General features: G+C 41.1%; 21 protein-coding genes and 1 pseudogene. 12 read left to right on the top strand and 10 right to left on the bottom strand.

What is annotated here, in order from left to right:
* Nucleotides 1–16 precede the first annotated feature (16 nt).
* A pseudogene (locus BDD26_RS18450) lies at nt 17–1,589 on the bottom strand (ABC-F family ATPase).
* 323 nt (nt 1,590–1,912) lie between these two features.
* Between BDD26_RS18450 and BDD26_RS18455 the strand changes: the two are divergent.
* Together BDD26_RS18455 and BDD26_RS18460 are read left to right on the top strand one after the other, a co-directional pair.
* On the top strand, nt 1,913–2,917 hold the full coding sequence (locus tag BDD26_RS18455; protein ID WP_115827381.1) for a Gfo/Idh/MocA family protein: 1,005 nt from the start codon (nt 1,913–1,915) through the stop codon (nt 2,915–2,917).
* A 52-nt stretch (nt 2,918–2,969) separates the two neighbouring features.
* A complete protein-coding gene (locus BDD26_RS18460; RefSeq protein WP_115827382.1) occupies nt 2,970–3,587 on the top strand; it encodes a short chain dehydrogenase in 618 nt (205 codons plus the stop codon).
* Nucleotides 3,588–3,689: 102 nt separating this feature from the next.
* On the opposite strand, the gene BDD26_RS18465 is transcribed toward BDD26_RS18460, so the two are convergent.
* The 4 genes from BDD26_RS18465 to BDD26_RS18480 form a co-directional block, all read right to left on the bottom strand.
* The gene (locus tag BDD26_RS18465) at nt 3,690–4,907 is read right to left on the bottom strand and encodes an MFS transporter (RefSeq protein WP_038264377.1); all 1,218 of its coding nucleotides are present in this window, start codon (nt 4,905–4,907) and stop codon (nt 3,690–3,692) included.
* A 201-nt stretch (nt 4,908–5,108) separates the two neighbouring features.
* On the bottom strand, nt 5,109–5,405 hold the full coding sequence (locus BDD26_RS18470) for a GNAT family N-acetyltransferase (RefSeq protein WP_342353484.1): 297 nt from the start codon (nt 5,403–5,405) through the stop codon (nt 5,109–5,111).
* A gap of 34 nt (nt 5,406–5,439) precedes the next feature.
* On the bottom strand, nt 5,440–5,904 hold the full coding sequence (locus BDD26_RS18475) for a GNAT family N-acetyltransferase (protein WP_115827384.1): 465 nt from the start codon (nt 5,902–5,904) through the stop codon (nt 5,440–5,442).
* 22 nt (nt 5,905–5,926) lie between these two features.
* Nucleotides 5,927–6,538 carry an LOG family protein gene (locus BDD26_RS18480; protein WP_051502341.1) on the bottom strand — a complete coding sequence of 204 codons (612 nt, stop codon included), beginning with the start codon at nt 6,536–6,538 and terminating at the stop codon, nt 5,927–5,929.
* Between the two features lie 145 nt (nt 6,539–6,683).
* On the opposite strand from BDD26_RS18480, the gene rhtA reads away from it, so the two are divergent.
* The 3 genes from rhtA to BDD26_RS18495 all read left to right on the top strand — a co-directional run bounded on the left by rhtA (nt 6,684) and on the right by BDD26_RS18495 (nt 8,734).
* Nucleotides 6,684–7,574, top strand: a complete 891-nt coding sequence (gene rhtA / locus BDD26_RS18485) for a threonine/homoserine exporter RhtA (protein WP_038264370.1) — start codon at nt 6,684–6,686, stop codon at nt 7,572–7,574.
* Between the two features lie 262 nt (nt 7,575–7,836).
* On the top strand, nt 7,837–8,343 hold the full coding sequence (gene dps / locus BDD26_RS18490) for a DNA starvation/stationary phase protection protein Dps (RefSeq protein ID WP_038264368.1): 507 nt from the start codon (nt 7,837–7,839) through the stop codon (nt 8,341–8,343).
* Nucleotides 8,344–8,512: 169 nt separating this feature from the next.
* Complete coding sequence (locus BDD26_RS18495; RefSeq protein ID WP_038264364.1) at nt 8,513–8,734, top strand: alkylphosphonate utilization protein; 222 nt, start codon at nt 8,513–8,515, stop codon at nt 8,732–8,734.
* 54 nt (nt 8,735–8,788) lie between these two features.
* Here the strand turns inward: BDD26_RS18495 and dinG are convergent, their stop codons facing one another.
* A complete protein-coding gene (gene dinG, locus BDD26_RS18500; protein WP_115827385.1) occupies nt 8,789–10,924 on the bottom strand; it encodes an ATP-dependent DNA helicase DinG in 2,136 nt (711 codons plus the stop codon).
* Nucleotides 10,925–11,194: 270 nt separating this feature from the next.
* On the opposite strand from dinG, the gene BDD26_RS18505 reads away from it, so the two are divergent.
* Together BDD26_RS18505 and sseA are read left to right on the top strand one after the other, a co-directional pair.
* Nucleotides 11,195–11,380: a hypothetical protein gene (locus BDD26_RS18505; RefSeq protein ID WP_038264357.1), complete on the top strand. Its 186-nt coding sequence runs from the start codon at nt 11,195–11,197 to the stop codon at nt 11,378–11,380.
* A 107-nt stretch (nt 11,381–11,487) separates the two neighbouring features.
* The gene (sseA, locus tag BDD26_RS18510) at nt 11,488–12,327 is read left to right on the top strand and encodes a 3-mercaptopyruvate sulfurtransferase (protein WP_115827386.1); all 840 of its coding nucleotides are present in this window, start codon (nt 11,488–11,490) and stop codon (nt 12,325–12,327) included.
* A gap of 129 nt (nt 12,328–12,456) precedes the next feature.
* On the opposite strand, the gene BDD26_RS18515 is transcribed toward sseA, so the two are convergent.
* The 4 genes from BDD26_RS18515 to rhlE all read right to left on the bottom strand — a co-directional run bounded on the left by BDD26_RS18515 (nt 12,457) and on the right by rhlE (nt 16,970).
* Entirely contained in the window at nt 12,457–12,705 is a 249-nt protein-coding gene (locus tag BDD26_RS18515) for a GlsB/YeaQ/YmgE family stress response membrane protein (protein ID WP_115827387.1), read from the bottom strand.
* Nucleotides 12,706–13,168: 463 nt separating this feature from the next.
* Nucleotides 13,169–14,443 (bottom strand): bifunctional O-acetylhomoserine aminocarboxypropyltransferase/cysteine synthase, encoded by a 1,275-nt coding sequence (locus tag BDD26_RS18520; protein ID WP_115827599.1) that lies wholly within the window; start codon nt 14,441–14,443, stop codon nt 13,169–13,171.
* Nucleotides 14,444–14,686: 243 nt separating this feature from the next.
* Nucleotides 14,687–15,640 carry a tRNA dihydrouridine(16) synthase DusC gene (dusC, locus tag BDD26_RS18525; protein WP_038262006.1) on the bottom strand — a complete coding sequence of 318 codons (954 nt, stop codon included), beginning with the start codon at nt 15,638–15,640 and terminating at the stop codon, nt 14,687–14,689.
* Between the two features lie 4 nt (nt 15,641–15,644).
* A complete protein-coding gene (gene rhlE, locus BDD26_RS18530) occupies nt 15,645–16,970 on the bottom strand; it encodes an ATP-dependent RNA helicase RhlE (RefSeq protein WP_115827388.1) in 1,326 nt (441 codons plus the stop codon).
* Between the two features lie 321 nt (nt 16,971–17,291).
* Between rhlE and BDD26_RS18535 the strand changes: the two genes are divergently transcribed.
* Genes BDD26_RS18535 through BDD26_RS18555 form a run of 5 tightly spaced genes read left to right on the top strand, consistent with a single transcriptional unit; the run spans nt 17,292 to nt 23,048 of the window.
* Nucleotides 17,292–17,984, top strand: coding sequence for a transcriptional regulator (locus BDD26_RS18535; RefSeq protein WP_038262013.1), 693 nt, complete (start codon nt 17,292–17,294; stop codon nt 17,982–17,984).
* A gap of 34 nt (nt 17,985–18,018) precedes the next feature.
* A complete protein-coding gene (gene hlyD, locus BDD26_RS18540; protein WP_115827389.1) occupies nt 18,019–19,008 on the top strand; it encodes a secretion protein HlyD in 990 nt (329 codons plus the stop codon).
* 9 nt (nt 19,009–19,017) lie between these two features.
* On the top strand, nt 19,018–20,754 hold the full coding sequence (locus tag BDD26_RS18545; protein WP_115827390.1) for an ATP-binding cassette domain-containing protein: 1,737 nt from the start codon (nt 19,018–19,020) through the stop codon (nt 20,752–20,754).
* Nucleotides 20,751–21,929, top strand: a complete 1,179-nt coding sequence (locus BDD26_RS18550) for an ABC transporter permease (RefSeq protein ID WP_115827391.1) — start codon at nt 20,751–20,753, stop codon at nt 21,927–21,929. Before BDD26_RS18545 ends, BDD26_RS18550 begins: the two co-directional genes overlap by 4 nt.
* A gap of 12 nt (nt 21,930–21,941) precedes the next feature.
* On the top strand, nt 21,942–23,048 hold the full coding sequence (locus tag BDD26_RS18555; RefSeq protein WP_115827392.1) for an ABC transporter permease: 1,107 nt from the start codon (nt 21,942–21,944) through the stop codon (nt 23,046–23,048).
* Nucleotides 23,049–23,070: the final 22 nt, after the last annotated feature.

Genomic DNA, 23,070 nt, shown 5'->3' on the forward strand with positions numbered 1-23,070 from the left:
CCTGAAAAAACGGAGGTTATTCAACAATCCCCTGACTTCTCAGATACTCATCATAAGTACCTTTAAAATCAATAACTTTATCAGCTTTAATTTCCAGGATACGGCTGGCCAATGAGCTGACAAATGCGCGGTCATGGGACACAAAAACCAGCGTGCCTTGATAGAGTTCCAACGCAAGATTTAGTGATTCGATAGATTCCATATCCAAATGGTTGGTTGGCTCATCCATTACCAGAATATTTGGTTTATGCATCATTAGCTTGCCAAACAACATCCGGCCTTTTTCACCACCAGACAATACGCCGACTTTTTTCCTGATATCATCCTGAGTGAACAGTAAACGTCCCAGCACACTACGTACCGCCTGTTCATCATCGCCTTCACGCTTCCACTGGCTCATCCATTCAAATACAGTCAAATCACAGTCAAAATCACTGGCGTGATCCTGTGCATAATAGCCAATGGTGCTATTTTCAGACCATTTAATCGTACCGCTGTTTGGTTCAGCTTCGCCGATCAAAGTCTTCAGCAGTGTTGTCTTACCAATGCCATTCTCACCAATCACCGCCATTTTTTTCGCCAACTTCCATCAGCAGATTCAGGTTTTTAAATAATGGCCCATTATCATAACCTTTAGTCAGACTTTCTAACTCCAGCGCATTACGGAACAGTTTTTTCTCCTGCTCAAAGCGGATATATGGATTCTGGCGACTGGAAGCTTTTACTTCTTCTAACTGAATCTTATCAATCTGACGGGCACGTGAAGTTGCCTGCTTAGATTTAGAGGCATTAGCACTAAAACGGCTGACAAATGCCTGTAATTCAGCAATCTGGGCTTTCTTTTTGGCATTATCTGCCAGCAAACGCTCACGTGCCTGAGTTGCCGCCACCATGTATTCATCGTAATTGCCGGGGAACAGACGCAATTGACCATAGTCCAGATCAGCCATATGAGTACACACTGTGTTCAGGAAATGGCGGTCATGGGAAATGATAATCATCGTACTGTCGCGCTCGTTCAGTACTTGTTCCAACCAACGGATAGTATCGATATCCAGGTTGTTGGTTGGTTCATCAAGCAACAGAACATCAGGATTAGAAAATAGCGCCTGTGCCAGCAAAACACGTAATTTCCAACCCGGAGCAACTGCACTCATCAAACCATAATGCTGTTCTACCGGAATACCAACACCAAGCAATAATTCTCCGGCACGAGCTTCCGCACTGTAGCCATCCATTTCACCATAAGAGACTTCCAGATCAGCAACACGATAACCATCTTCTTCGCTCATTTCTGCCATGGCGTAAATACGGTCACGTTCCTGTTTCACCTGCCACAATTCCGTGTGCCCCATGATGACTGTATCCAATACAGTGTACTCTTCAAAAGCAAACTGATCCTGACGCAATTTACCTAAGCGTTCATTCGGATCAAGACTGACATTGCCGGAGGTCGGTGTTAAATCTCCCCCCAAGATTTTCATAAAAGTCGATTTACCCGCTCCGTTGGCACCAATCAGGCCATAGCGGTTACCGTTACCAAATTTGGCAGAAATGTTTTCAAACAGAGGCTTACTGCCGAACTGCATAGTAATGTTGTTTGTACTTAACACAACGTTTGCTCTTATAGTGAATAAAAAAGGAATTTGGAAAAATTGATAGTTATCTATTATGCCACAACAAGCAAAAAGTATCGCCAGTATGTTTCCATAACTACTTCAAACGCTCATTTCAAAAAGTCTATCATTTCAAAAGTCACGCCATCAATGTCCTCCCCCTGAAATCAGGAAAATAAATTTTTCTAATGTAAAAATATAAATTACCGAACAAAGAGCATAGAACAAAGCAAGGGGGTATTATAGACTGGAAAGGAATTTTACGGATTAACAATTTGATATACCGGAAAAATAAAATGCAAAAAACCAGATGGGGTATTATTGGTTGTGGTAATGTAACAGAGGTAAAAAGTGGCCCTGCTTTTTATAAATTGGAAAATTCAGAATTAATTGCCGTTATGCGGCGCGATGCAGATTTAGCTAAAGATTTTGCCAAAAGACATAATGTCTCCAAATGGTATTCTGATGCCAAATTGCTGGTTAACGACCCTGATATTGATGCAGTATACATTGCAACTCCCCCTTCTACTCATAAAGAATATACTTTATTAGCTGCTGAGGCTGGCAAAATAGTTTATGTAGAAAAACCAATGGCTCTGACATTTTCAGAATGCAATGAAATGATTGCTGCCTGCCAGTCTCATAATGTGCCATTATTCGTGGCTTATTATCGCAGAGCCTTGCCGAGATTTACCAAAATAAAATCACTAATTGATTCCGGTGCAATTGGCACTCCACGTATTGTGGTCTGTCAGTTATTCAGAGAAATGGAATCCCGTTATCTGGATCCTGATAATCTCCCCTGGTTTGTAAAACCAGAAATATCCGGTGGTGGATTATTTGTTGATTTAGCTTGCCATACACTGGATATATTGGATTTTCTTCTGGGAAAAATTATTTCAGTCAAAGGGCACTCTAATTCACAGGCAAAAGCCTATCCGGCAGAAGATTGTGTTTCAATGTCATTTATGTTTGAAAATCAGATTCAGGGGGTGGGTATCTGGAATTTTGTTGCCAGCTCTCGTGAAGATAAAGTAGAAATTGTTGGTACAAAAGGCAAAATAACCTTTGCAACATTCGGTAATTCCCCAATTTCATATTACGATGAAAACAATACACTGCATCAGTTCCATTTTGAAAATCCCACACACATTCAAATGCCATTAATCCAGACAATTGTGCATCAATTACAGGGAAAAGATATCTGCCCTTCTAATGGCATATCCGCTTCACGAACCAGTTGGGTTATTGATGAGGTTTTGAAAGAATATAGGGCTGAGTTACACTCTAAGACTAAATAATCATTATTCTATCCGGCGTGAACTAATCTAATTAAATTACGGAGTCATTAACATGAAAATATTAGTTATAGGAGCAACAGGAAATATAGGAAAGCACATTATCAGTAATATTAAAAAATATCATCCATTGCTGACTGATAACCTTACAGATCTTGAAATTCTTCAAGCCAGCCGTAATTCATCTGAATACCCGCTTGATGTTTTCGATACTCAACAATTAGATAGTTTTTTATCTAAAAATAAAATGTTTGAAGCTATTGTTTGTGCATTCGGTAAAACCAACTGGACAAAACCAGAAAAGCTGAGTGACTATGAGGAAAGTATCAGGAATAAAGCACTGGGTCAGATCAACGTTGCCCTCCGTGCCTTGCAATACGTTAAACCCGGCGGCTCAATCACTTTAACATCCGGTATTGTCGGCAAAATAATGTCACCCAATGGTTCACAAACTGCTGTAACCAATAGTGCTATTGATGCTTTTGTCCGCTCGGCAGCAACTGAAATCACCAATATCCGAATCAACGTCGTTAGCCCAAGATTACTGGATGAATCATTTACCAGTTATGCCCGGTTCTTCCCCGGACAGGAAACTTGTACAGGAGAACAGATAGCTAAAGGTTATATACGTAGTATATATGGTCAAGAAACAGGAATGGTTGTTGAAATATAAGCTCTTCTCTATCTGTCGTCTTTCAAATTGCAGTTTTGTTGTCTGCATTTGCAATCCATAGAATATATGATTAGCGGTTTTTATAACCGCTAATCATTGATACTACTTGGCATCAAGCTTCTCATTTTTTCCAATTACTATACCTAAGATCCCCTGTATCCCCAGAATAATGAAAAGCATCCACATAACGATACTCCATGAGGAGGTTAAATCATGGATATAACCAGAAACAACCGGGCCACAAAACGCAATCAAATAGCCAATTGACTGTATCATTGAGTTTGCTCTTGTAACATTGGCGGTATGATTGAAACGCAACAACGGCAGTAAAAAGGCAACTCCTGTACAGATACCCGCACCGATTCCCATGATCATTACCGCAACAGGAATCAGACTCTTCTGACCATAAACGAATAGTACAATCCCCAACATACCAATAATTGGGTTAATGATGAACATTATCTCCTGTCTTTTTATCTTATAGATATAAAATGCCGTTAATGTTGCAAAAGGTATCGCAATCAGCGAGAACAGAGCGGCATAGGATGCCGCTTCAGTCTGGCCTAAACCATAAGAACTGATAATTTCGGGAAACCAGGCAGTAATGATGTAAAAATTAAGCGATAAAATTGAAAAATAAACAGCCATCACCCAACATGGAATACTTGACCACGGATTGATGTTTTTAACTGGTTTATCATCATGATTACTGGAAGAATGTGGGTTATTGTCTGAAACTTGGGATTTTTTATCAGAAAATAACAGAATCAAGAGTAATGAGAATATCGGGATCAAGATCCAAACCCAGGATACTGCGTTCCAAGAAAGTCCGAAAATATGCTTAGCAGGTAAAGTGAGGCCCGTTGCCATTGCTGGCCCCAAATACAGAGAAGCCGTATAAGATGATGATAAAAGAGCGACCCTGTTACTCCCCAAACTCTTAAAGAATGAAGGTAATGCAATATTTCCCAGTGCGATGGCAAACCCAAACATTACTGTAGAAGTCAACAGTAATATCAGAGAGCTATTCAACCTTAAAAAATAAGCAGCAATAGCAACGATAAATGTCATCAATAAGGTTTTATATAAACCTATTTTACTTTCAAAATAAGGAGTTAAGGGAGAGAATAAAAAAAAACATAAAGGTGACAGCGATGTTATCAAACCGAACGTAGAATGACTTATTTTTAAATCGTCGATGATTTCCTGTGACATAGGTGGGATATAAGATATCGGTACTCTCAATCCCAAACCGGCAATCATAATAAACAATAGTAATTTAAGAATAAAGCTATTACTAAAGTGTTTCCCTATTTTCATTATTTCACCACAGAAGTTTGGAGGTTTATCATATTTTGACTTAACGAGATTGAGGATACACCAAATAAACTTGCCGCCATATTTATTTTAAATTCTGGCAGACAAATATTCTTTTCGCAAGCTCCAGAATTATTAATTTATCTATAACATCCGTTAACAACGTTAATCATATGGGAAATATTTTCTCCCTTTGATGAGTAGCTAAACTTCCTTTTTTACAATGAGTTCTGCTAACATTTCCTCATACTCATCACAATAACCCACTTCGGTAAAGCCAAAACGTTGATAGAATTTGCGGTGTCGCTCACTCGTTTCATCATAACAAACAGATATTTTGTGACAATCTGTTTGTTGTTTCATTTCATCCAGCAATAATTGCATAGCAACACTGCCGATTCCCTTATTTTGATACAATTTGTCGATCATCATGCGATAAAGATTATACTCACTCGGTTTTCCTTCATTCACACAACGTTCGTACATAGCGAAACCGACAATTTTTTTACTAAAACAAACCTGCTCTCCCTTTGAATCACAATGTAATAGCCATTAATTTGCTAATTTCTTTATAACCTTCCCTTTCATAAAATCTCGTCGCTGCAACATTTTCTGATAAAAAATTCAATTCTAAATGGGTGTGATTATTTTCCTTCGCCCACTTTTTTATTTCTGCTAATAATTGTTGACCAATGCCCTGACTTCTGACATCCCGACTGACAATTAAATCAATAATGTAACAATAAGTTCTCGGTATTATAGAGTTAAATGGCGGTGTTTTATTTTCTTGTGCAATGCAGAAGCCTTTAATATTACCATTATCATCTTCTGAAACTAATAAATAAAATTTATCATCATTTATACTGGAAATAATAAATTCTCTATCCTGTTCCACATCTCTCAATCGGTCTGGCTGCAATGCAGCCATTTCACTGAATAATATATTGTAGAGTGATGAAATAGCATCAAGATCCTGCATAGAGGCTGTTCTTATTATCATACCTGTGCTCCTGATATCAGTATTAATTGTAAGTTTTTATTGAAGGCACTACATAATGATCAAAACGGTCAAGTAATACGGTAGGATTTTTCTCAATAATCGCCATATTGCGATATTTTTCCTGTAAAAAACGCTCATCCGCCATTTTATTAATCATAGAGATCAGAGGATCATAAAAGTTATTAATATTCAGGATACCACATGGTTTACTGTTAAGGCCAATCATACTCCACGTAAAGACTTCACTGAATTCTTCCAATGTGCCAAACCCACCGGGCAATGCAACGAAACCATCAGCAAGTTCAATCATTTTATTTTTACGCTGATGCATGGTTTCCACAATATAAAGTTCAGATAAATTCTTATGAGAAATTTCACGTTCTTCCAGCAACGCCGGAATTACACCAATAACTTTACCTCCTTCGTGTAATACCGTATCTGCAACTGTTCCCATAATTCCTACACTGGCACCACCATACACCAAAGTAATACCACGTTTAACAAGCTCTTTTGCAAAAATAATGGCATTCTCTTTGTAAATTTCAGATGCTCCCAAGCTTGAACCACAATAAACCGCAATGCTCTTTATTGCCTCATTTTTTTCTGATGAACTCGTCACTACAGTCTCTTTCATGTCTAAACTCCACATTATTATTTTTTTAATTTCTGATTATACGTTAGCTTAATGAGCATACAACACATAATACAGTTGAGTTCTCATTATTTCGCTGCGAAGATAACGCTCCTAAATAACATGTTGTAATCGAGGTTTTCTGAAAATGTCTCTTTCCAAACATCAGGCGGCATCTTTCCCTCTGCTTCCTATCGTTTTATTATTATTTTCAATGACATCAATTCAAGCTGGTGCATCTTTAGCCAAAACAGTATTTCATGTCATTGGTGCTCCTGGTGTAACAGCTCTGAGACTTGCACTGGGAACAGTGATTTTATTTCTGATCTTTAAGCCCTGGCGTCTGAAATTTCAGCGGTCATCAATCATACCTCTCCTTGCCTACGGCATTTCACTCGGTGGAATGAATTATCTGTTTTACATGGCACTTTCCAGAATTCCTCTTGGTATCGCCGTTGCACTTGAATTTACCGGCCCTCTGGCTGTTGCCATGTTTTCCTCACGTCGTCCACTGGATTTTCTCTGGATCGCTTTGGTCATTGCCGGATTAGGTTTTCTGTTACCTATCGGGGATGACGTCAGCACACTTGATCCTATCGGTATTTTGTATGCATTAGGAGCCGGGGTTTTCTGGGCACTTTATATTATCTTCGGTCAACGTGCTGGTGCGGGCTATGGTGCTGCAACGGTTTCGATCGGCTCATTAGTTGCTGCCTTGATTTTCTTTCCAGTGGGACTAATCCAAACCGGCCCGGAACTCCTGTTTGATGTCTCATTGTTGCCCGTTGCTTTGGGGATTGCCATTTTGTCGACTGCATTTCCCTATACACTGGAAATGATTGCGCTTACCCGCTTACCTGCCAAAACATTTGGTACTTTAATGAGTCTGGAACCTGCATTAGGTGCCTTGTCAGGTATCATTTTCCTGAATGAGTACTTAACTACGACGCAATGGCTCGCCCTTTTCTGCATTATCTGTGCCTCAATTGGCTCTACTTCTACCGTGAAACAGAAGACCAAAATCGAAAAGGTTAAATAAACTATTTTAATGATATTGCATAATTCATCAAAGCCGGACGAACTTAGTATTATCCGGTTTTGATTATTACTATTATTGATTAATGATATTTTTATCAACTATCAATTTAATAGAATAAAGCAATATGACTTCTGATAAATGATCAGCTACTTTTAATGTATCCAATAAGATAATTCGTTATACCTTTTGGATTTCAAGATACAGCCAGCAGGACTGAAACCTGAAAGACGATGGGTATAGTTTAAATTAAGGGAACATTACGATGAGTACAGCAAAATTTATCAGAAAAAAATCCTCTAAGCTGATTTACACCCGTAATAATATTGATGAGGATATTAAACAAAGTTCTATTTCCACCCTGAACCATATGGTGATCCAATTTATTGATTTGTCTTTGATGACCAAACAAGCTCACTGGAATATACGCGGCAGAAACTTTATTGCCATTCATCAAATGCTGGATGATTTCCGTACCACACTTGTTGAGCATCTCGATACTTTTGCAGAACGTATAGTGCAATTAGGCGGTACTGCACTGGGGACAACTCAGGATGTTCATAAAGGGACCCGGTTAGAAAGTTATCCAACAGATATTCATGATGTACAAGATCACTTAAAAGCACTGGCAGATCGCTATGCTATCGTTGCCAATGATATCCGCCAGGCTATTGTTGATGCAAAGGATGAAGACACAGCAGATATGTTCACTGCCGCTTCCCGTGATCTCGACAAATTTTTATGGTTTATTGAAGCCAATATTGAGCAATGAGATAGAGAGTACCCTTTCATAATGTTAAGGCCGTCAGCGCGGCCTTTTTTGTTATTAAAAATATCTAAAAATAGAAGTTATAGCGTAAAAAATCATACTAACCTTTAAAAAATTATTTTTCTCTCTATAATCCTGTCTGTTCTAAAAATAAACATGAGGATTATATACGATGGATATCGAAGTCAAAGATACTAACGGTGCACTGCTGAATGATGGTGATTCAGTCCAGGTCATCAAAGATCTGAAGGTTAAAGGGACCTCTAAGACATTGAAACGCGGCACATTAATTAAGAATATTCGTCTTACCAATCGGGAAGATGAAATTGAATGTAATGCCGATAAGATCAAAGGATTAGTCTTAAAAACCTGCTTCCTGAAAAAAGTAGGATAAATAGCGGTTATCCATAAAATTATGTTTAAAGGATAAATAATATTAACTCTTTTATCATTTATCCTTTTTCATCCGCACCAATTCTTCTTCCGAGGGTATTTTGGGCTGTTCAATCGGAAATACAGGCAACGCCTTCAACAACCGGGAACCATAACGCTTGGTTAATAACCGTTTGTCATAAATCACTACTTCCCCATAACATTCATGGCTGCGTATCAATCTCCCAACTTGTTGGATCAGACTGAAAGAAGCACTCGGCAGACTCTGCACTTCAAACGGATAGCGTTTCAAAGACTTAAGCCATTCACTTTCAGTGATAATGACAGGATTTGTAACGGGTGGAAAAGCAATTTTATGGATATGCACCTGTGAAAGGTAATCACCTTTCAGATCCAGCCCTTCTGCAAAAGATTGTAACCCAACCAGAACACTTGCCTGCCCTTCATCAATACGCCTGCAATGGGTTTCCACCAGCCGATATCGCGGCTGATCTCCCTGTACCAGTAACATCAGTCGTAATTCTTTTACGAAAGTGAGAAAACCGTCCATTGCCCGTTGGCTGCTAAATAACACCAACATTCCCTGATGTTTGCCCAGCAGAACTTGTGCACGAAAATAGCGAGCCATCTCCTCAAGATGTTTCATTTCATTTTGAATTATAGGTTCTTCTGTCATCTGAGGAATAATCAGATGCCCTTGCCGCACATGCTCAAAAGGAGATGATAACGTAATAAAACGATCATCATGATTTTCATGTAACCCAGTCAGTTCCTGAATACGGGAAAAACTATTCAGGGAGCGTAATGTTGCTGATGTCACCACAACATGAGGAATATTCCGCCATAATAATTGAGTTAATTGCTCACTTACCCGAATGCCTGCGCAATGAAAGTAGACATTTGACTGATTCTTCTCATAACGACGTGTTAACCATTTTGATATCGGGGCATGGGAAGATTCCTCCTGTGCAGCTAATCGCCACAGTTTCGTCATATTTTCGAAATAACCTAATGTCCGGCTGGTCTGCAAGATAGCACGGTGCAGTCTGACAATATCCTGCCTGGCTGTTTGCTCGGTAAGATCACTTAAAATCGCTTCAGATAATCCGCGTAATCCATCAGTAAGTTTAAATAGTTGCTGGCAACACAACAGCAAATTTTCCGGCAGTTTTCCCAATTCAAACAGATATTCTTCCACCTCACTGTTTTCAGGCAACAATGCCTGTGTGATATCCGACAGTTCTTTAAAACATTCACGAATTTTTTCACAGTGTGCCTGCAAACGGGTAATATTAGCTAAAGTGGGTGGTTTTACCGGACGAAACTGAAGTAAATACTGTTCTACATGACGAACAAACGAATCCAGTTGCCCATTTAACTGAAATAACGTGATTTCCCCTTCAACTTCCAGTGAATCCCTTGCAACATCGGGAACATGATGGCCTTCATCCAAAACCAGCAGCAGATTTTTAGCTTCCGGTAAGACAGATTCACTTTCCAGTGCTGCCATAACCAAAGCATGATTGGCAACCACAACATCAGCATCTTCAATCTCCCTTCTGGCAAGAAAGAACGGGCAACGATGGTAAAACTGACAATTTCTCGCCAGACAGTTCATTTTATCCGTGCTGATCTTTGACCATAGCGAATCCGGCAATGCCAGCTTATGGTGATCACGTAAACCATCCCAGACAGAAGTCGTGTAATCATTGCGTAATCTGCGGCACAGCTCCCGTTCCTCACTATTGGCAATCGTTGTCTGATCTTCCACCAGAAGCATCAAATCAATTTGCTCTCCATCAGCAGCACAGATAGCTTCCAGATTACGTGGACAAACATAACGCGCACGACCAAAAGCCCCGGTAAATTTCAAATCGGGAATAATCTTTCGCAATAACGGGAGATCCTTACTGTAAATCTGATCTTGTAAGGCGACATTGGCCGTACTCACCACCAGTGGTTTTTGTTCCGCCCGGCTGACAGCAATACCAGGGAGAAGATAAGACAGCGTTTTTCCCACACCGGTTGGTGCTTCTATCACTAAATGCCGCCCTTCTTCATCAGCCAACGTTTTTGCTACTTCTGCAATCATCTGACGCTGCGGAGTTCTCGGAACGAAGCCATTGATATGGACAGATAGTGCTTTATACCATTGGCTGATTTGAGTTTTTATTGAATTGGAAAGTGCCATGAGTTTTGCTGCATAAAAATTGGAACGCTATTCTCCCACAGAGTTGCTATCAGATCAGCCTGATATCGTAATTATTGGAAACAGCTTTCCAGCTTTTCCATTATAAAAGCAAGAAAACTGCTTATATCCAATAGATTTTCTGTTGCATCTTGAAAAGTGAAGGGTATATCGCTTGTCTGGAATGCAGAAGCCTATATACTGCTGGCTTTCTATGTGACAAAAACCTTGTGGCTAAAAACCTTATAACTAAGAACGTTATTGAGAACAAAGATGAAAAAAATCCTGCTTATTATTATCGTACTATCCACTCTTGGCTCCATTGGCGGCATTATTTTAGCAGGAATGAATATGTATAACCGTTCAACAGCGTCAACAGAAGAACCTCAACAAGCACAGCAAGAGCAAATACAGCAGGAAGCAGTTCAACAGGAAACTACGCCAACAGAACAACAATAGTAATCAATACACCTTCAAGTTTATTACAACCCCGAACTTATCAGTATCTGAACTGAAACAACATAATGCATACAATATCCGACATTGCACATCAGATGAGGAAGCTTATGAACAATGAATATTTTGTAACTCCACAGTGGTTAAGTAAACATCTCAATGATGAGAATGTCGTTATTATTGATGCCAGTGCTCCCATGCCAACCCAATCTATCGATTATCATCAGAAATGGTTGGAGAATCATATCCCATGCTCCCAGTTTTTTGATCTTGATAAAATAGCTAATCTCCAGACCGAATTACCACATATGCTACCGGAGCCAGAAACTTTCCGGCAGGCTGTCAGCGCAATGGGGATCAGTGAAAACCATTTGGTAGTGATTTACGATCAGGGGAATATGTTTTCTGCCCCTCGTGCATGGTGGACGTTTAAAATTTTTGGTGCTCAGCATATCCGTATTCTGGAAGGTGGCTTACAAGGCTGGCAACAGGCGGATTATCCAATGGAATCAGGAGAAGTCAGCCGTCAGCCTCAGAAGTTCAATATTCAGTTTACGCCTGAATATGTTTTTTCCCAACGACAGATCCTGGATGCCCTGCAAAGCAATGCGCCGACACAATTTATTGATGCCAGAGCAGAAGATCGTTTTCAGGCCAAAGTACCAGAGCCGCGTCCCGGTTTAAGAATGGGTCATATTCCTAGTTCCAAAAATGTCCCGTGGACAGCGTTAATTGAGAATGGCCGCTATAAATCACCAGATGAAATCGAACAAATCTTTAAACAGCAAAGCGTCGATTTAAATCGACCAATTATTACCAGTTGTGGCTCTGGCATGACAGCAGCCGTTTTAGTATTAGGGCTTGATATAATCGGCCATAAAACAGCAGGACTATATGATGGTTCCTGGGCTGAATGGGGAGCAGATAATATGCTTCCATTAGAAAAGTAGGGATCTGTTTAATAAATTATAAGCACCAAAATTAGAAAGGGCATTAAAGTATCATGCCCTTTTTCTAATCCTTTTTTCTACCGAACATATGATATCAACCATATGAAACCTATTACTTTTACCAATCGATTAGTTAGAAACTTTATGGTATATAAATAGAATGATTAATGCGCCAATAACTGCAATCGCAAAACTTCCCAGGCTAAAACCATCTACTTTCCCCATACCAAAGAAAGTGCTGATATAGCCGCCAACAACCGCACCAACGATCCCCAGAATCATCGTCATAATGATACCACTGCTATTATCTCCCGGCATAATCCACTTCGCTATAATTCCGGCAATTAAACCAAAGATAATCCATGACAAGATACCCATATTCAACCTCCTGAATTTATTAGTTAATTAAGATTTAATATTAGTTAAGAGCTAAAAATATCTATGGGGTGATCTTACTGAAGGTTTCTCAATTCTACGTCCTAATTTAAGACACTAACTAAAAGAATTGCAAATAGTAAAAGATAAGATATTTACAAGTAATTAGTGATACTTATAGAATTCACTGACATTAAAAATCGGCACTGATTAATTTAATATCAGTATTAATTTTGTCAGATTAAGCATTATCATAAATTAGTCAATCCTAATTTTTGCAAATAATAAGACTTGCAGATCGACTTAAAATTATCATAAATAATTTTTATAAAAAATCAGAATAAGATAAAAATCAAAAAATGGATTAATTAATATAAATAATCTTATTTATCATCAAAATCCACATACTCTAATAACAGTATAAAAGCCTATTCAATTTAGGCTTTTATTCAAATAATATTGAAAATTATTTTTCTGCATCCAGTGCTTGTGCAAGATCAGCAATAATGTCATCGATATGTTCGATTCCGATAGATAGGCGGATCAGATCACGTGACACTCCAGCTTTTACCAATTCTTCATCATTCAGTTGGCGGTGAGTTGTAGATGCCGGATGACAAGCCAGTGATTTTGCATCACCGATATTGACCAAACGTATAATCAATTGCAAGGCATCGATAAAGCGTACCGCTACTTTTTCTCCTCCTTTGATACCGAAAGAGATAATGGCAGAAGATTTACCATCCATATAACGAACAGCCAAATCATATTCAGGGTGTGTCGGCAATCCTGCGTATTTAACCCAGGAAACCTGAGGATGTTGTTCCAGATATTGGGCTGTTTTCAGGGCATTTTCAGTATGGCGTTCCATACGAAGAGCCAATGTTTCAAGACCTTGTAAAATCAAGAAGGCATTAAAAGGGGAAAGTGCCGCACCAGTGCTACGCAGTTGCCCGACACGGCAGCGAGCGATAAACGCCGCGGAACCAAAATGTTCGATATAGTTTATTCCGTGATAGGAAGGATCCGGCGTATTTAAAATCGCAAAACGATCTTGATGATCTGCCCAAGAGAATTTGCCCGAATCAACAATTATTCCACCAATAGAAGTTCCATGACCGCCGATATATTTGGTCAGGGAGTGAATGATAATATCTGCGCCATATTCAAACGGGCGGCACAAATAGGGTGTTGCGACAGTATTATCGACAATAAGAGGAATGCCGTGCCGATGGGCAATGTCAGCTAATGCCTGGATATCAACAATATTCCCGCTTGGATTGGTGATGGTTTCGCAAAAGACGGCTTTGGTTTTTTCGTCAATCATCGCTTCAAGGGTAGTAAAATCATTATGATCAACGAAACGAACTTCAATCCCGATATTCGGGAAATTGTGTGCCATTAAATTATAAGTCCCGCCATACAATTTTGCTACGGAGACAATGTTATCTCCCAAACCAGTAATCGTCTGGATGGCGTAGGTGATTGCCGCCATGCCAGAAGCAACTGCAAGCGCCCCAATTCCTCCTTCTAAAGCAGCGATACGTTTTTCCAATACATCATTGGTTGGGTTCATGATGCGGGTGTAAATGTTGCCTTCAACTTTTAAATCAAATAAATCAGCACCATGCTGGGAATCATCAAAAGAGTAGGACGTTGTTTGATAGATTGGGACTGCAACGGCTTTGGTTGTAGGGTCAGGGGAGTAACCGGCATGGATGGACAGTGTTTCTAATTTCATTGTCATTTCCTTCAGTGAATTACAGAGTAAGGTCATGTATTCAACCTGCTGCTCGACCGCCAACATAATATGCTCTTTCGATAAAAGTACCAATGGCTTTATCATGCATTTTCGGTGATTATGAATAACCCAATACTTTACTATTTAGCCTTTAAATTCAGTTAAATAGTGTCATATTTTTACGTTCGATATGTAGTGTGAAGAAAGGTAATATAATAAAAATTACACTGCCACTTTAATTAATTATACATACAAACCACTCTCTACGGCTAAAGAAATAACTTCAGATATAGCAGATGAAGTTTTCAACGCTCTGATTTGCATAAATAGTTCATCAGCTTCATCATATTCTTTGCGTAGATAACCAAGCCATTGTTTGATACGTGTGACATGATATAAGCCTGTATCTCCCTGCTTTTCCAGCCAGATATACCTTTGCAGCAGCTGGAGCACCCCATGCCATGCCATTTTGGGTTCATTATATTTAATAACACAGCTTAGATTCGGCACATGCAGCGCACCACGTCCAATCATTACCGAATCACATCCGGTAACTTTGATACACTCCTGTGAACTCTGCCAATCCCATATTTCACCATTAGCAACCACCGGAATAGTAAGACGTCGGCGGATCTCTCCAATCGCCTGCCAATTTATGCATTCTGCTTTATAGCCATCTTCCTTAGTACGCCCATGCACAACCAATTCCGTTGCACCAGCTTGCTGAACAGCATCCGCAATTTCAAACTGACGGGCATCAGAATCCCACCCCAGACGTACTTTGACTGTAACCGGCAATTCTGCCGGTACAGCTTCCCGCATGGCTTTAGCACCACGGTAGAGAAGTTCAGGATCTTTCAGTAAGGTGGCCCCTCCTCCACTACCATTAACTGTTTTGGAAGGACAACCACAGTTTAAATCAACTCCCCACGATCCCAATTCCACTGCCCTGACCGCATTTTCAGCCAACCATTCAGGATATTGCCCCAAAAGCTGTATCCTGACCGGCGTACCCGATGGAGTCCTGCTCTGATGATGCAATTCAGGACATAAGCGGTAAAAAGATTTCACTGGCAACAGGCTGTCCACTACACGCAAAAATTCGGTAATGCAAAGATCGTATTCATTGACCTCACTCAACAACTCCCTAACCAATGAATCCAACACCCCTTCCATCGGAGCCAGCAAGACTCGCATGGAATTACTCTCCTGCCGCCGCTTTGACCGGCCTACGATAACGGCGCTGCTGTGACGATGCGCCTTTGCCACGTGGGTTACGACTATGATGTTGCTGGTCATCTTGTTTGTTACTGCTTCGCTGATCCTGACCACGGGATTGATTACTGCGCCCGTTGCGTCCATTCTGGATAGGCTCCGCTTTAATGGAAGGATCGGGTTCATAACCGGGGATCGCGATACGTGGAATTTCCCGTTTCAGCAGCCGTTCAATATCTTTTAATAGCTTATGCTCATCAACACACACCAGTGATATTGCCTGCCCCGTTGCTTCTGCACGGCCAGTGCGGCCAATACGATGTACGTAATCCTCTGCAACATTAGGTAATTCATAGTTAACGACATGAGGCAATTGGTCGATATCCAATCCGCGGGCTGCAATATCCGTTGCGACCAACGCACGTATCCGGCCTGTTTTAAAATCGGCCAATGCACGAGTTCTGGCTCCTTGACTCTTGTTACCGTGAATAGCCGCCGCAGTAACACCATCCTTATTAAGTTGTTCTGCCAGACGGTTCGCACCATGTTTAGTGCGGGTAAACACCAATACCTGCTGCCAGTTTTGGCTGCCAATCATGTAAGAAAGCAATTCTCCCTTACGTTTCTTATCCACAAAATGGACAGACTGATCGATCTGTTCAGAAGCCGAGTTACGACGAGCGACTTCCACACTAACCGGATCTCGCAGCAATTTATTAGCAAGATTTTTGATTTCATCAGAGAATGTAGCTGAAAACAGTAAGTTCTGACGTTTAGCAGGTAGTTTGTTCAGTACCCGACGGATATCATGAATAAATCCCATATCCAACATGCGGTCGGCTTCATCCAAAATCAGAATTTCCACACGGGATAAGTCCACGGCATTTTGATGTTCCAGATCCAGCAAACGGCCCGGTGTGGCGACCAAAATATCTACTCCACCACGTAATTTCATCATTTGTGGATTGATGCTCACACCACCAAATACTACAAATGAACGCAATCGGAGATATTTGCTGTAATTACGCACATTTTCAACTACTTGTGCGGCCAATTCACGGGTTGGTGTCAGGATTAATGCTCTGATCGGACGGCGGCCCTTGGATTGAATAGGAGATTCGCTCAATAACTGCAAGACAGGTAAAGTAAAGCCCGCCGTTTTCCCCGTTCCTGTCTGGGCACTAGCCAGAAGATCTTTACCAGATAGCACAACAGGAATTGCCTGTTGCTGAATAGGGGTAGGTTCTGCATAGCCTTGTTCTTCAATGGCACGCAAAATATCAGCCTTCAGGCCGAGTGACTCAAAATTCATAAATAAGAAATGCTCCAGACTTCACCATTCCTGATATCAATTCAGGGGCAGTTTTATGGGAAGAAAAACCAGACGCGATAAATCGCAAAAGAAATTACACAAACTGCAATGCACCATAAGCGTGGCATTATAACAGATATCTTTTTTCAAACAGCATGAGCACACAAGTAAATTTACATCAGCCTGTTTTATATTCTTTGTCGTACAAATTAAGTTCTGTTGACTGTATCTTGAAATCCAGTGGCTATAGCTTTAAAGTTAATCATACGATTGATATATTTATAACCATTTCAGTAATTTTTATCACAGGATATTCTTAACATGGCAGCGAAAATGGCTCAGACTTCACGAGGTGAACAAGCTAAACAGCAACTTCTTGAATCTGCATTAGAAATTTTTGGTAAATCAGGCCTGGAAGGTGCAACCACTCGTAATATTGCCCAACACGCAAAACAGAATATCGCTGCCATCGCTTATTATTTTGGTTCCAAAGAAGGGTTATACCTCGCTGTCGCACACCATATTGCAGATAGACTAAAAGCTGAATTCTCTCTGCTGATTAAGGCCATTGACCAATTTTTTATCACCACTCCCCAACCTTATTCACAAGACCAAATACTGGCATTTATTCATCAAGGCTTGATTAGCTATAACCGTCTTATTTTCGATAAAAGCAGTCTGAATCTCAGTCGCATTATGTCACATGAGCAATTGACACCGACAGAAGCTTATAGCGTCATCCATGAACAAGGGCTTGCTCCAATTTACTCTCGCCTGAATAAGTTAATCGCCTATTATATCGGTGCTGATGAAGGAAAAATTTCAACACAAATCCATACTCATGCCTTATTAGGCGAGATCCTTTCTTTCCGGCTGGCACGAGAAGCACTATTACGCCAAACCGGTTGGGATAATATTGGCACCAAAGAGTACGAATTAATTAACCAGGTTTTGACTCAACACATTGATGTTTTGCTTAATGGGTTGCGAAAAAATAACCAACAAACAGCGTAACTTGAAGATTTAATAACGCATAAGGGATAGTAGTATGAACACTAAAAAGTTTGCTCTTGTCCTATTGGCGATAGTCATTATTATCGGTGTTATTAGTATTTATTATTATCAGGAGAAAAATGACAAGGAGTTAACCCTATATGGCAATGTTGATGTCAGAACTGTCAACCTTGGCTTTCGGGTCAGTGGTAAATTAGAAAACCTGCTGGTGGATGAAGGCGATACCATCACCGCAGGGCAACTCCTTGGTCAACTCGATAATTCCCCTTTTAATAATGCATTGAATCAAGCCAAAGCAAATCGCGATGCAGCCAGGGCAAATCTTACCAAAACAGAAGCGGGTTATCGCCCTGAAGAAATCGCTCAGGTACGCGCCGAAGTTGCTCAGAAAGAGTCAGCATTCCGCTTTGCCGATAGTTTTCTGAAACGTCAACAGGAATTATGGCAACGTAAAATGATCTCAGCCAATGATCTGGAAAATGCCAGAACAGGACAACATCAGGCATTAGCCGCTTATCAAGCTGCAAAAGATAAATTACGTCAGTTTGAAACAGGATACCGCAAAGAAGAAATCGCCGCCGCTAAAGCACAACTCGCACAGGCTGAAGCAGCTGTCGCACAAGCTGAACTCAATTTACAAGATACCCGCCTCATTTCACCATCCGCCGGAATTATTCTTACCAGAGCCATTGAGCCAGGGACAATTCTGGCCGCCGGAAATACAGTATTTACACTGTCACTGACTAATCCGGTCTGGATCAGAGCATATATTAATGAACCTAACCTCAATCAGGCAGTGGCAGGACGCGATATCCTGATTTATACCGATGGACGGAAAAACCAACCCTATCACGGCAAAATTGGCTTTGTTTCGCCAACTGCTGAATTTACCCCGAAAAATGTTGAAACCCCGGATTTAAGAACCGATCTGGTCTATCGATTGCGCATTATTGTCAGCGATCCCGATGAGGGGTTGAAACAAGGAATGCCTGTCACATTACGTTTTACTGAGCCACACAAGTAAGGCTGAAATATGACCAGTTCAGCATATACGATAAAACTGAACAGTGTGGAGAAAACTTTTCCAGGGTTAGAAAAACCCGCTGTATCCCATCTGAATGCAGAAATCTTCGGAGGTTCTGTCACGGGTCTTGTCGGCCCGGATGGGGCGGGAAAAACCACACTGATAAGAATGTTGGCAGGGTTATTGAAACCTGATAGTGGCAATATTGAAATCATGGGGCTTGATCCAATTAAGGACAGTGTTGAAGTTCGTTCTGAACTTGGTTATATGCCGCAAAAGTTCGGTCTGTATGAAGATTTAACCGTATTAGAAAATCTCAATTTGTATGCTGATCTACGTGGTGTACTCGGAGAAGAACGAAAAACTACTTTTCAAAAGCTACTGACCTTCACTGATTTAACACGTTTTACTTGCAGGCTGGCAGGTAAACTTTCCGGCGGAATGAAGCAAAAGCTAGGTCTTGCCTGTACATTGGTCGGCAGCCCAAAAGTGTTATTGCTTGATGAACCCGGTGTCGGCGTAGATCCCATTGCCCGGCGGGAATTATGGCAGATGGTGCATGAACTCGCTTCCGATGGAATGTTGATTTTATGGAGCACCTCTTATTTGGATGAGGCTGAGTTATGCCCTGATGTTTTGTTACTGAATCAGGGGGAATTACTCTATCGCGGCCAACCCCAGAAATTAACCCAAAGTATTGTCGGACGCTCTTTTCTGCTTGATATCAAACCAGACTCCCGCCGAAAAACGTTGCAACACGCACTCACCTTGCCACAAGTGACTGATGGAGTGATCCAGGGCAGATATCTCCGCTTAATTTTAAAAGCTGATGCAGATAAAGATGGATTACTTCAGCAAATAGGTTTACCCGATGTAGAAATTCTGGATGCCAATCCACGTTTTGAAGATGCCTTTATCGACCTCTTAGGTGGTGGCCCTTCCCATCGCTCAGAGCTGGCAGAAATCATGCCTCAAATCCCACCGAATCCGACAGAAATCGTGATAGAAGCCCGAAACCTGACGAAAAAATTCGGGGATTTTGCTGCGACAGATCATGTGAACTTTCAGGTGAAACGCGGGGAGATTTTCGGCTTACTGGGGCCAAACGGAGCCGGAAAATCGACGACATTCAAAATGATGTGCGGATTAATGCTCCCTACTCACGGCAATGCACTGGTATTGAACATGGATTTAAAAACCAGTTCAGGTAAAGCTCGCCAGCGTCTTGGTTATATGGCACAAAAATTTTCACTCTATGGTGACTTAACTGTAGAGCAAAACCTGAAATTCTTTTCCGGTGTTTATGGCTTGAGTGGCCGCCATCAACAGAAAAAAATGACAGATATGATCAGTGCTTTTAGTCTGAGACCAATTCTGCACCAAACTACCGACAGTCTACCTCTCGGCTTTAAACAGCGCCTTGCCCTCGCCTGCGCCCTGATGCATGAACCAGATATTCTGTTTTTGGATGAACCAACTTCGGGAGTTGATCCACTGACTCGTCGTGAATTCTGGCTGCATATCAACGGCATGGTAGATAAAGGTGTGACTGTGATGGTAACGACACATTTCATGGATGAGGCAGAGTATTGTGACCGTATTGGGCTAGTTTTTCGGGGAAAATTAATTGCAGCAGGTACGCCTGATGAGCTGAAACAGCAGGTATCGACCACTGACCGCCCTAATCCTTCAATGGAAGATGTTTTTATCGATCTCGTGGTGAATTATGATAAGGAGCCGCAATGAGTGGCATTCAACAGAATCATCCCGCCCCTACTCCCTCTTCTCAAAAAGCAGTCAGTTTTTCATGGCGGCGATTAAAAGCACTTTGTATTAAAGAGAGTAAACAGATTATCCGCGATCCCAGTAGTACCTTAATTGCTGTGGTTATTCCACTCATGCTGCTGTTTATCTTTGGCTACGGGATTAATCTTGATTCCAGCAAACTTCGCCTCGGCATTTTGATGGAGCAACAAAGCGAAGATGCCCGCGAACTGGTGCATGCATTTATAGGATCGCCTTATATCGATGCCACAGTCAGCAACGACCGTCAATTTTTAATCAAAAAAATACAGGCGAGTGAGATCCGAGGCATTATTGTTATTCCGGTTAATTTCGATGTCCGGCTTGCCCGTGTCGGCGATCATGCTCCGATTCAGGTAATCACAGATGGTAGTGAACCAAATATAGCCAATTTTGTGCAAAGCTACGCTAAAGGTATCTGGCAAATCTGGTTACAACAACAAGGGCAGGATCGTGGAGTCTCAACGACACCATTGATCGATATGCAGATCCGTTATTGGTTTAATCCTGCCGCTATCAGCCAGCATTTCCTCATCCCCGGTGCTATTTCAATTATCATGACAGTCGTTGGCGCAATCCTTACTTCTCTGGTTGTCGCACGTGAATGGGAACGGGGCACAATGGAGGCCCTTTTATCCACTCAGGTTACCCGGACTGAATTATTGCTTTCTAAATTATTGCCTTACCAGGTTCTGGGCTCTTTCGTTATGGTACTTTGCATGGTATTCGCTGTGTTTATTATGGGCATTCCTTATCATGGTTCCCTCTGGGCACTCGCTTTGATTTCCAGCCTGTATCTCGCGACAGCTTTAGGAATGGGGTTATTTATCTCAACGGTGACGCGCAATCAATTTAATGCCGCAATGATTTCCCTGAATACCGCCTTTTTGCCAGCGGTTATGCTATCCGGCTTTGTGTTCGAAATTAACAGCATGCCGGCTTTGATTCAGGTATTCACTTATATCGTTCCTGCCCGTTATTTTGTCAGCAGCCTGCAAACGTTGTTTTTGGCAGGCAACATCAGCACCATTTTGATAACAAATTTACTGTTATTGATTGTCAGTGCTATCGTATTTATTGGCCTGACTGCATGGAAAACCCGCCGGCGCCTGGATTAAAAAGGAAAGAAAATGTTTTATCGCCTCTATACGCTCGTCATGAAAGAGTTGCAGTCTCTCCTGAGAAACCCTAAAACACGAGCCACTTTGATCGTACCTGTGATTTTTCAGATGAGCCTGTTTCCGTGGGCTGCTACGCTGGAAGTTAAAAATGCAACTATCGCTATTTATGACGAAGACAAAGGGCAGGCTTCCATTGAATTGACCCAACGGCTGGCTAAATCGAAATCCTTTCCTGATGTTATTATGCTGAACAGTTCGCAGGAAATTCGGCCAGTCTTGGATAACCGCGATGCCCTGCTGCTGGTTCGTTTTCCACAAAATTTCAGTGCTCATATTGCCAGCCATACTCCCACTTCAATTCAAGTTCTGCTGGATGGACGTAACTCTAACAGTGCACAAATTGCCGCAAATTATCTCCAGCAGATCGTGACGAATTACCAGAAAGAGCTATTGGGTAATACACCGGACCTCAATAACAGCGAGTTGATCATCCGTAATTGGTACAACACTAATCTGGATTATAAATGGTTTGTCGTTCCATCTCTGGTTGCCATGATAACAACCATTGGCGTTCTGATCGTTACTGCCCTTTCCGTTGCCCGTGAAAGAGAACAGGGAACATTGGATCAATTACTGGTTTCCCCGCTGACTACATGGCAGATTTTTATTGGTAAAGCCATTCCTGCGTTAGTTGTGGCGACAATTCAGGCAAGTATCGTTTTGTTGATTGGAACATTGTGTTACCAGATCCCTTTTTCCGGTTCATTGCTATTATTTTATGGCTGTATCCTGATTTATGGATTGTCACTGGTCGGGTTTGGATTACTTATCTCCGCTATTTGCTCAACTCAACAGCAAGCTTTTATCGGTGTGTTTGTGTTTATGATGCCTGCTATTTTGCTTTCTGGTTATGTTTCCCCCGTCGAAAATATGCCGGTTTGGTTACAAAATATAACGTGGATAAATCCAATCCGGCATTTTACGGATATAACCAAGCAAATTTATTTGAAAAGCGCTGATTTCTCAGTTATCTGGCATAGCTTATGGCCGTTATTGCTGATTATTGTCACTACGAATGGAATCGCTTATCGGTTATTTCGGAATAAGGTTGCCTAACGGCAAAGAAGTCGCCCAATAA

It is taken from the genome of Xenorhabdus cabanillasii (genome assembly GCF_003386665.1).
Taxonomy (GTDB): Bacteria; Pseudomonadota; Gammaproteobacteria; order Enterobacterales; family Enterobacteriaceae; genus Xenorhabdus; species Xenorhabdus cabanillasii.

Coding starts and splice junctions, on each gene's coding strand:
- BDD26_RS18455 (WP_115827381.1), top strand. CDS start 1,913: ATGCAAAAAACCAGATGGGGTATTATTGGTTGTGGTAATGTAACAGAG.
- BDD26_RS18460 (WP_115827382.1), top strand. CDS start 2,970: ATGAAAATATTAGTTATAGGAGCAACAGGAAATATAGGAAAGCACATT.
- BDD26_RS18465 (WP_038264377.1), bottom strand. CDS start 4,907: ATGAAAATAGGGAAACACTTTAGTAATAGCTTTATTCTTAAATTACTA.
- BDD26_RS18475 (WP_115827384.1), bottom strand. CDS start 5,904: ATGATAATAAGAACAGCCTCTATGCAGGATCTTGATGCTATTTCATCA.
- BDD26_RS18480 (WP_051502341.1), bottom strand. CDS start 6,538: ATGAAAGAGACTGTAGTGACGAGTTCATCAGAAAAAAATGAGGCAATA.
- rhtA (WP_038264370.1), top strand. CDS start 6,684: ATGTCTCTTTCCAAACATCAGGCGGCATCTTTCCCTCTGCTTCCTATC.
- dps (WP_038264368.1), top strand. CDS start 7,837: ATGAGTACAGCAAAATTTATCAGAAAAAAATCCTCTAAGCTGATTTAC.
- BDD26_RS18495 (WP_038264364.1), top strand. CDS start 8,513: ATGGATATCGAAGTCAAAGATACTAACGGTGCACTGCTGAATGATGGT.
- dinG (WP_115827385.1), bottom strand. CDS start 10,924: ATGGCACTTTCCAATTCAATAAAAACTCAAATCAGCCAATGGTATAAA.
- BDD26_RS18505 (WP_038264357.1), top strand. CDS start 11,195: ATGAAAAAAATCCTGCTTATTATTATCGTACTATCCACTCTTGGCTCC.
- sseA (WP_115827386.1), top strand. CDS start 11,488: ATGAACAATGAATATTTTGTAACTCCACAGTGGTTAAGTAAACATCTC.
- BDD26_RS18515 (WP_115827387.1), bottom strand. CDS start 12,705: ATGGGTATCTTGTCATGGATTATCTTTGGTTTAATTGCCGGAATTATA.
- BDD26_RS18520 (WP_115827599.1), bottom strand. CDS start 14,443: ATGAAATTAGAAACACTGTCCATCCATGCCGGTTACTCCCCTGACCCT.
- dusC (WP_038262006.1), bottom strand. CDS start 15,640: ATGCGAGTCTTGCTGGCTCCGATGGAAGGGGTGTTGGATTCATTGGTT.
- rhlE (WP_115827388.1), bottom strand. CDS start 16,970: ATGAATTTTGAGTCACTCGGCCTGAAGGCTGATATTTTGCGTGCCATT.
- BDD26_RS18535 (WP_038262013.1), top strand. CDS start 17,292: ATGGCAGCGAAAATGGCTCAGACTTCACGAGGTGAACAAGCTAAACAG.
- hlyD (WP_115827389.1), top strand. CDS start 18,019: ATGAACACTAAAAAGTTTGCTCTTGTCCTATTGGCGATAGTCATTATT.
- BDD26_RS18545 (WP_115827390.1), top strand. CDS start 19,018: ATGACCAGTTCAGCATATACGATAAAACTGAACAGTGTGGAGAAAACT.
- BDD26_RS18550 (WP_115827391.1), top strand. CDS start 20,751: ATGAGTGGCATTCAACAGAATCATCCCGCCCCTACTCCCTCTTCTCAA.
- BDD26_RS18555 (WP_115827392.1), top strand. CDS start 21,942: ATGTTTTATCGCCTCTATACGCTCGTCATGAAAGAGTTGCAGTCTCTC.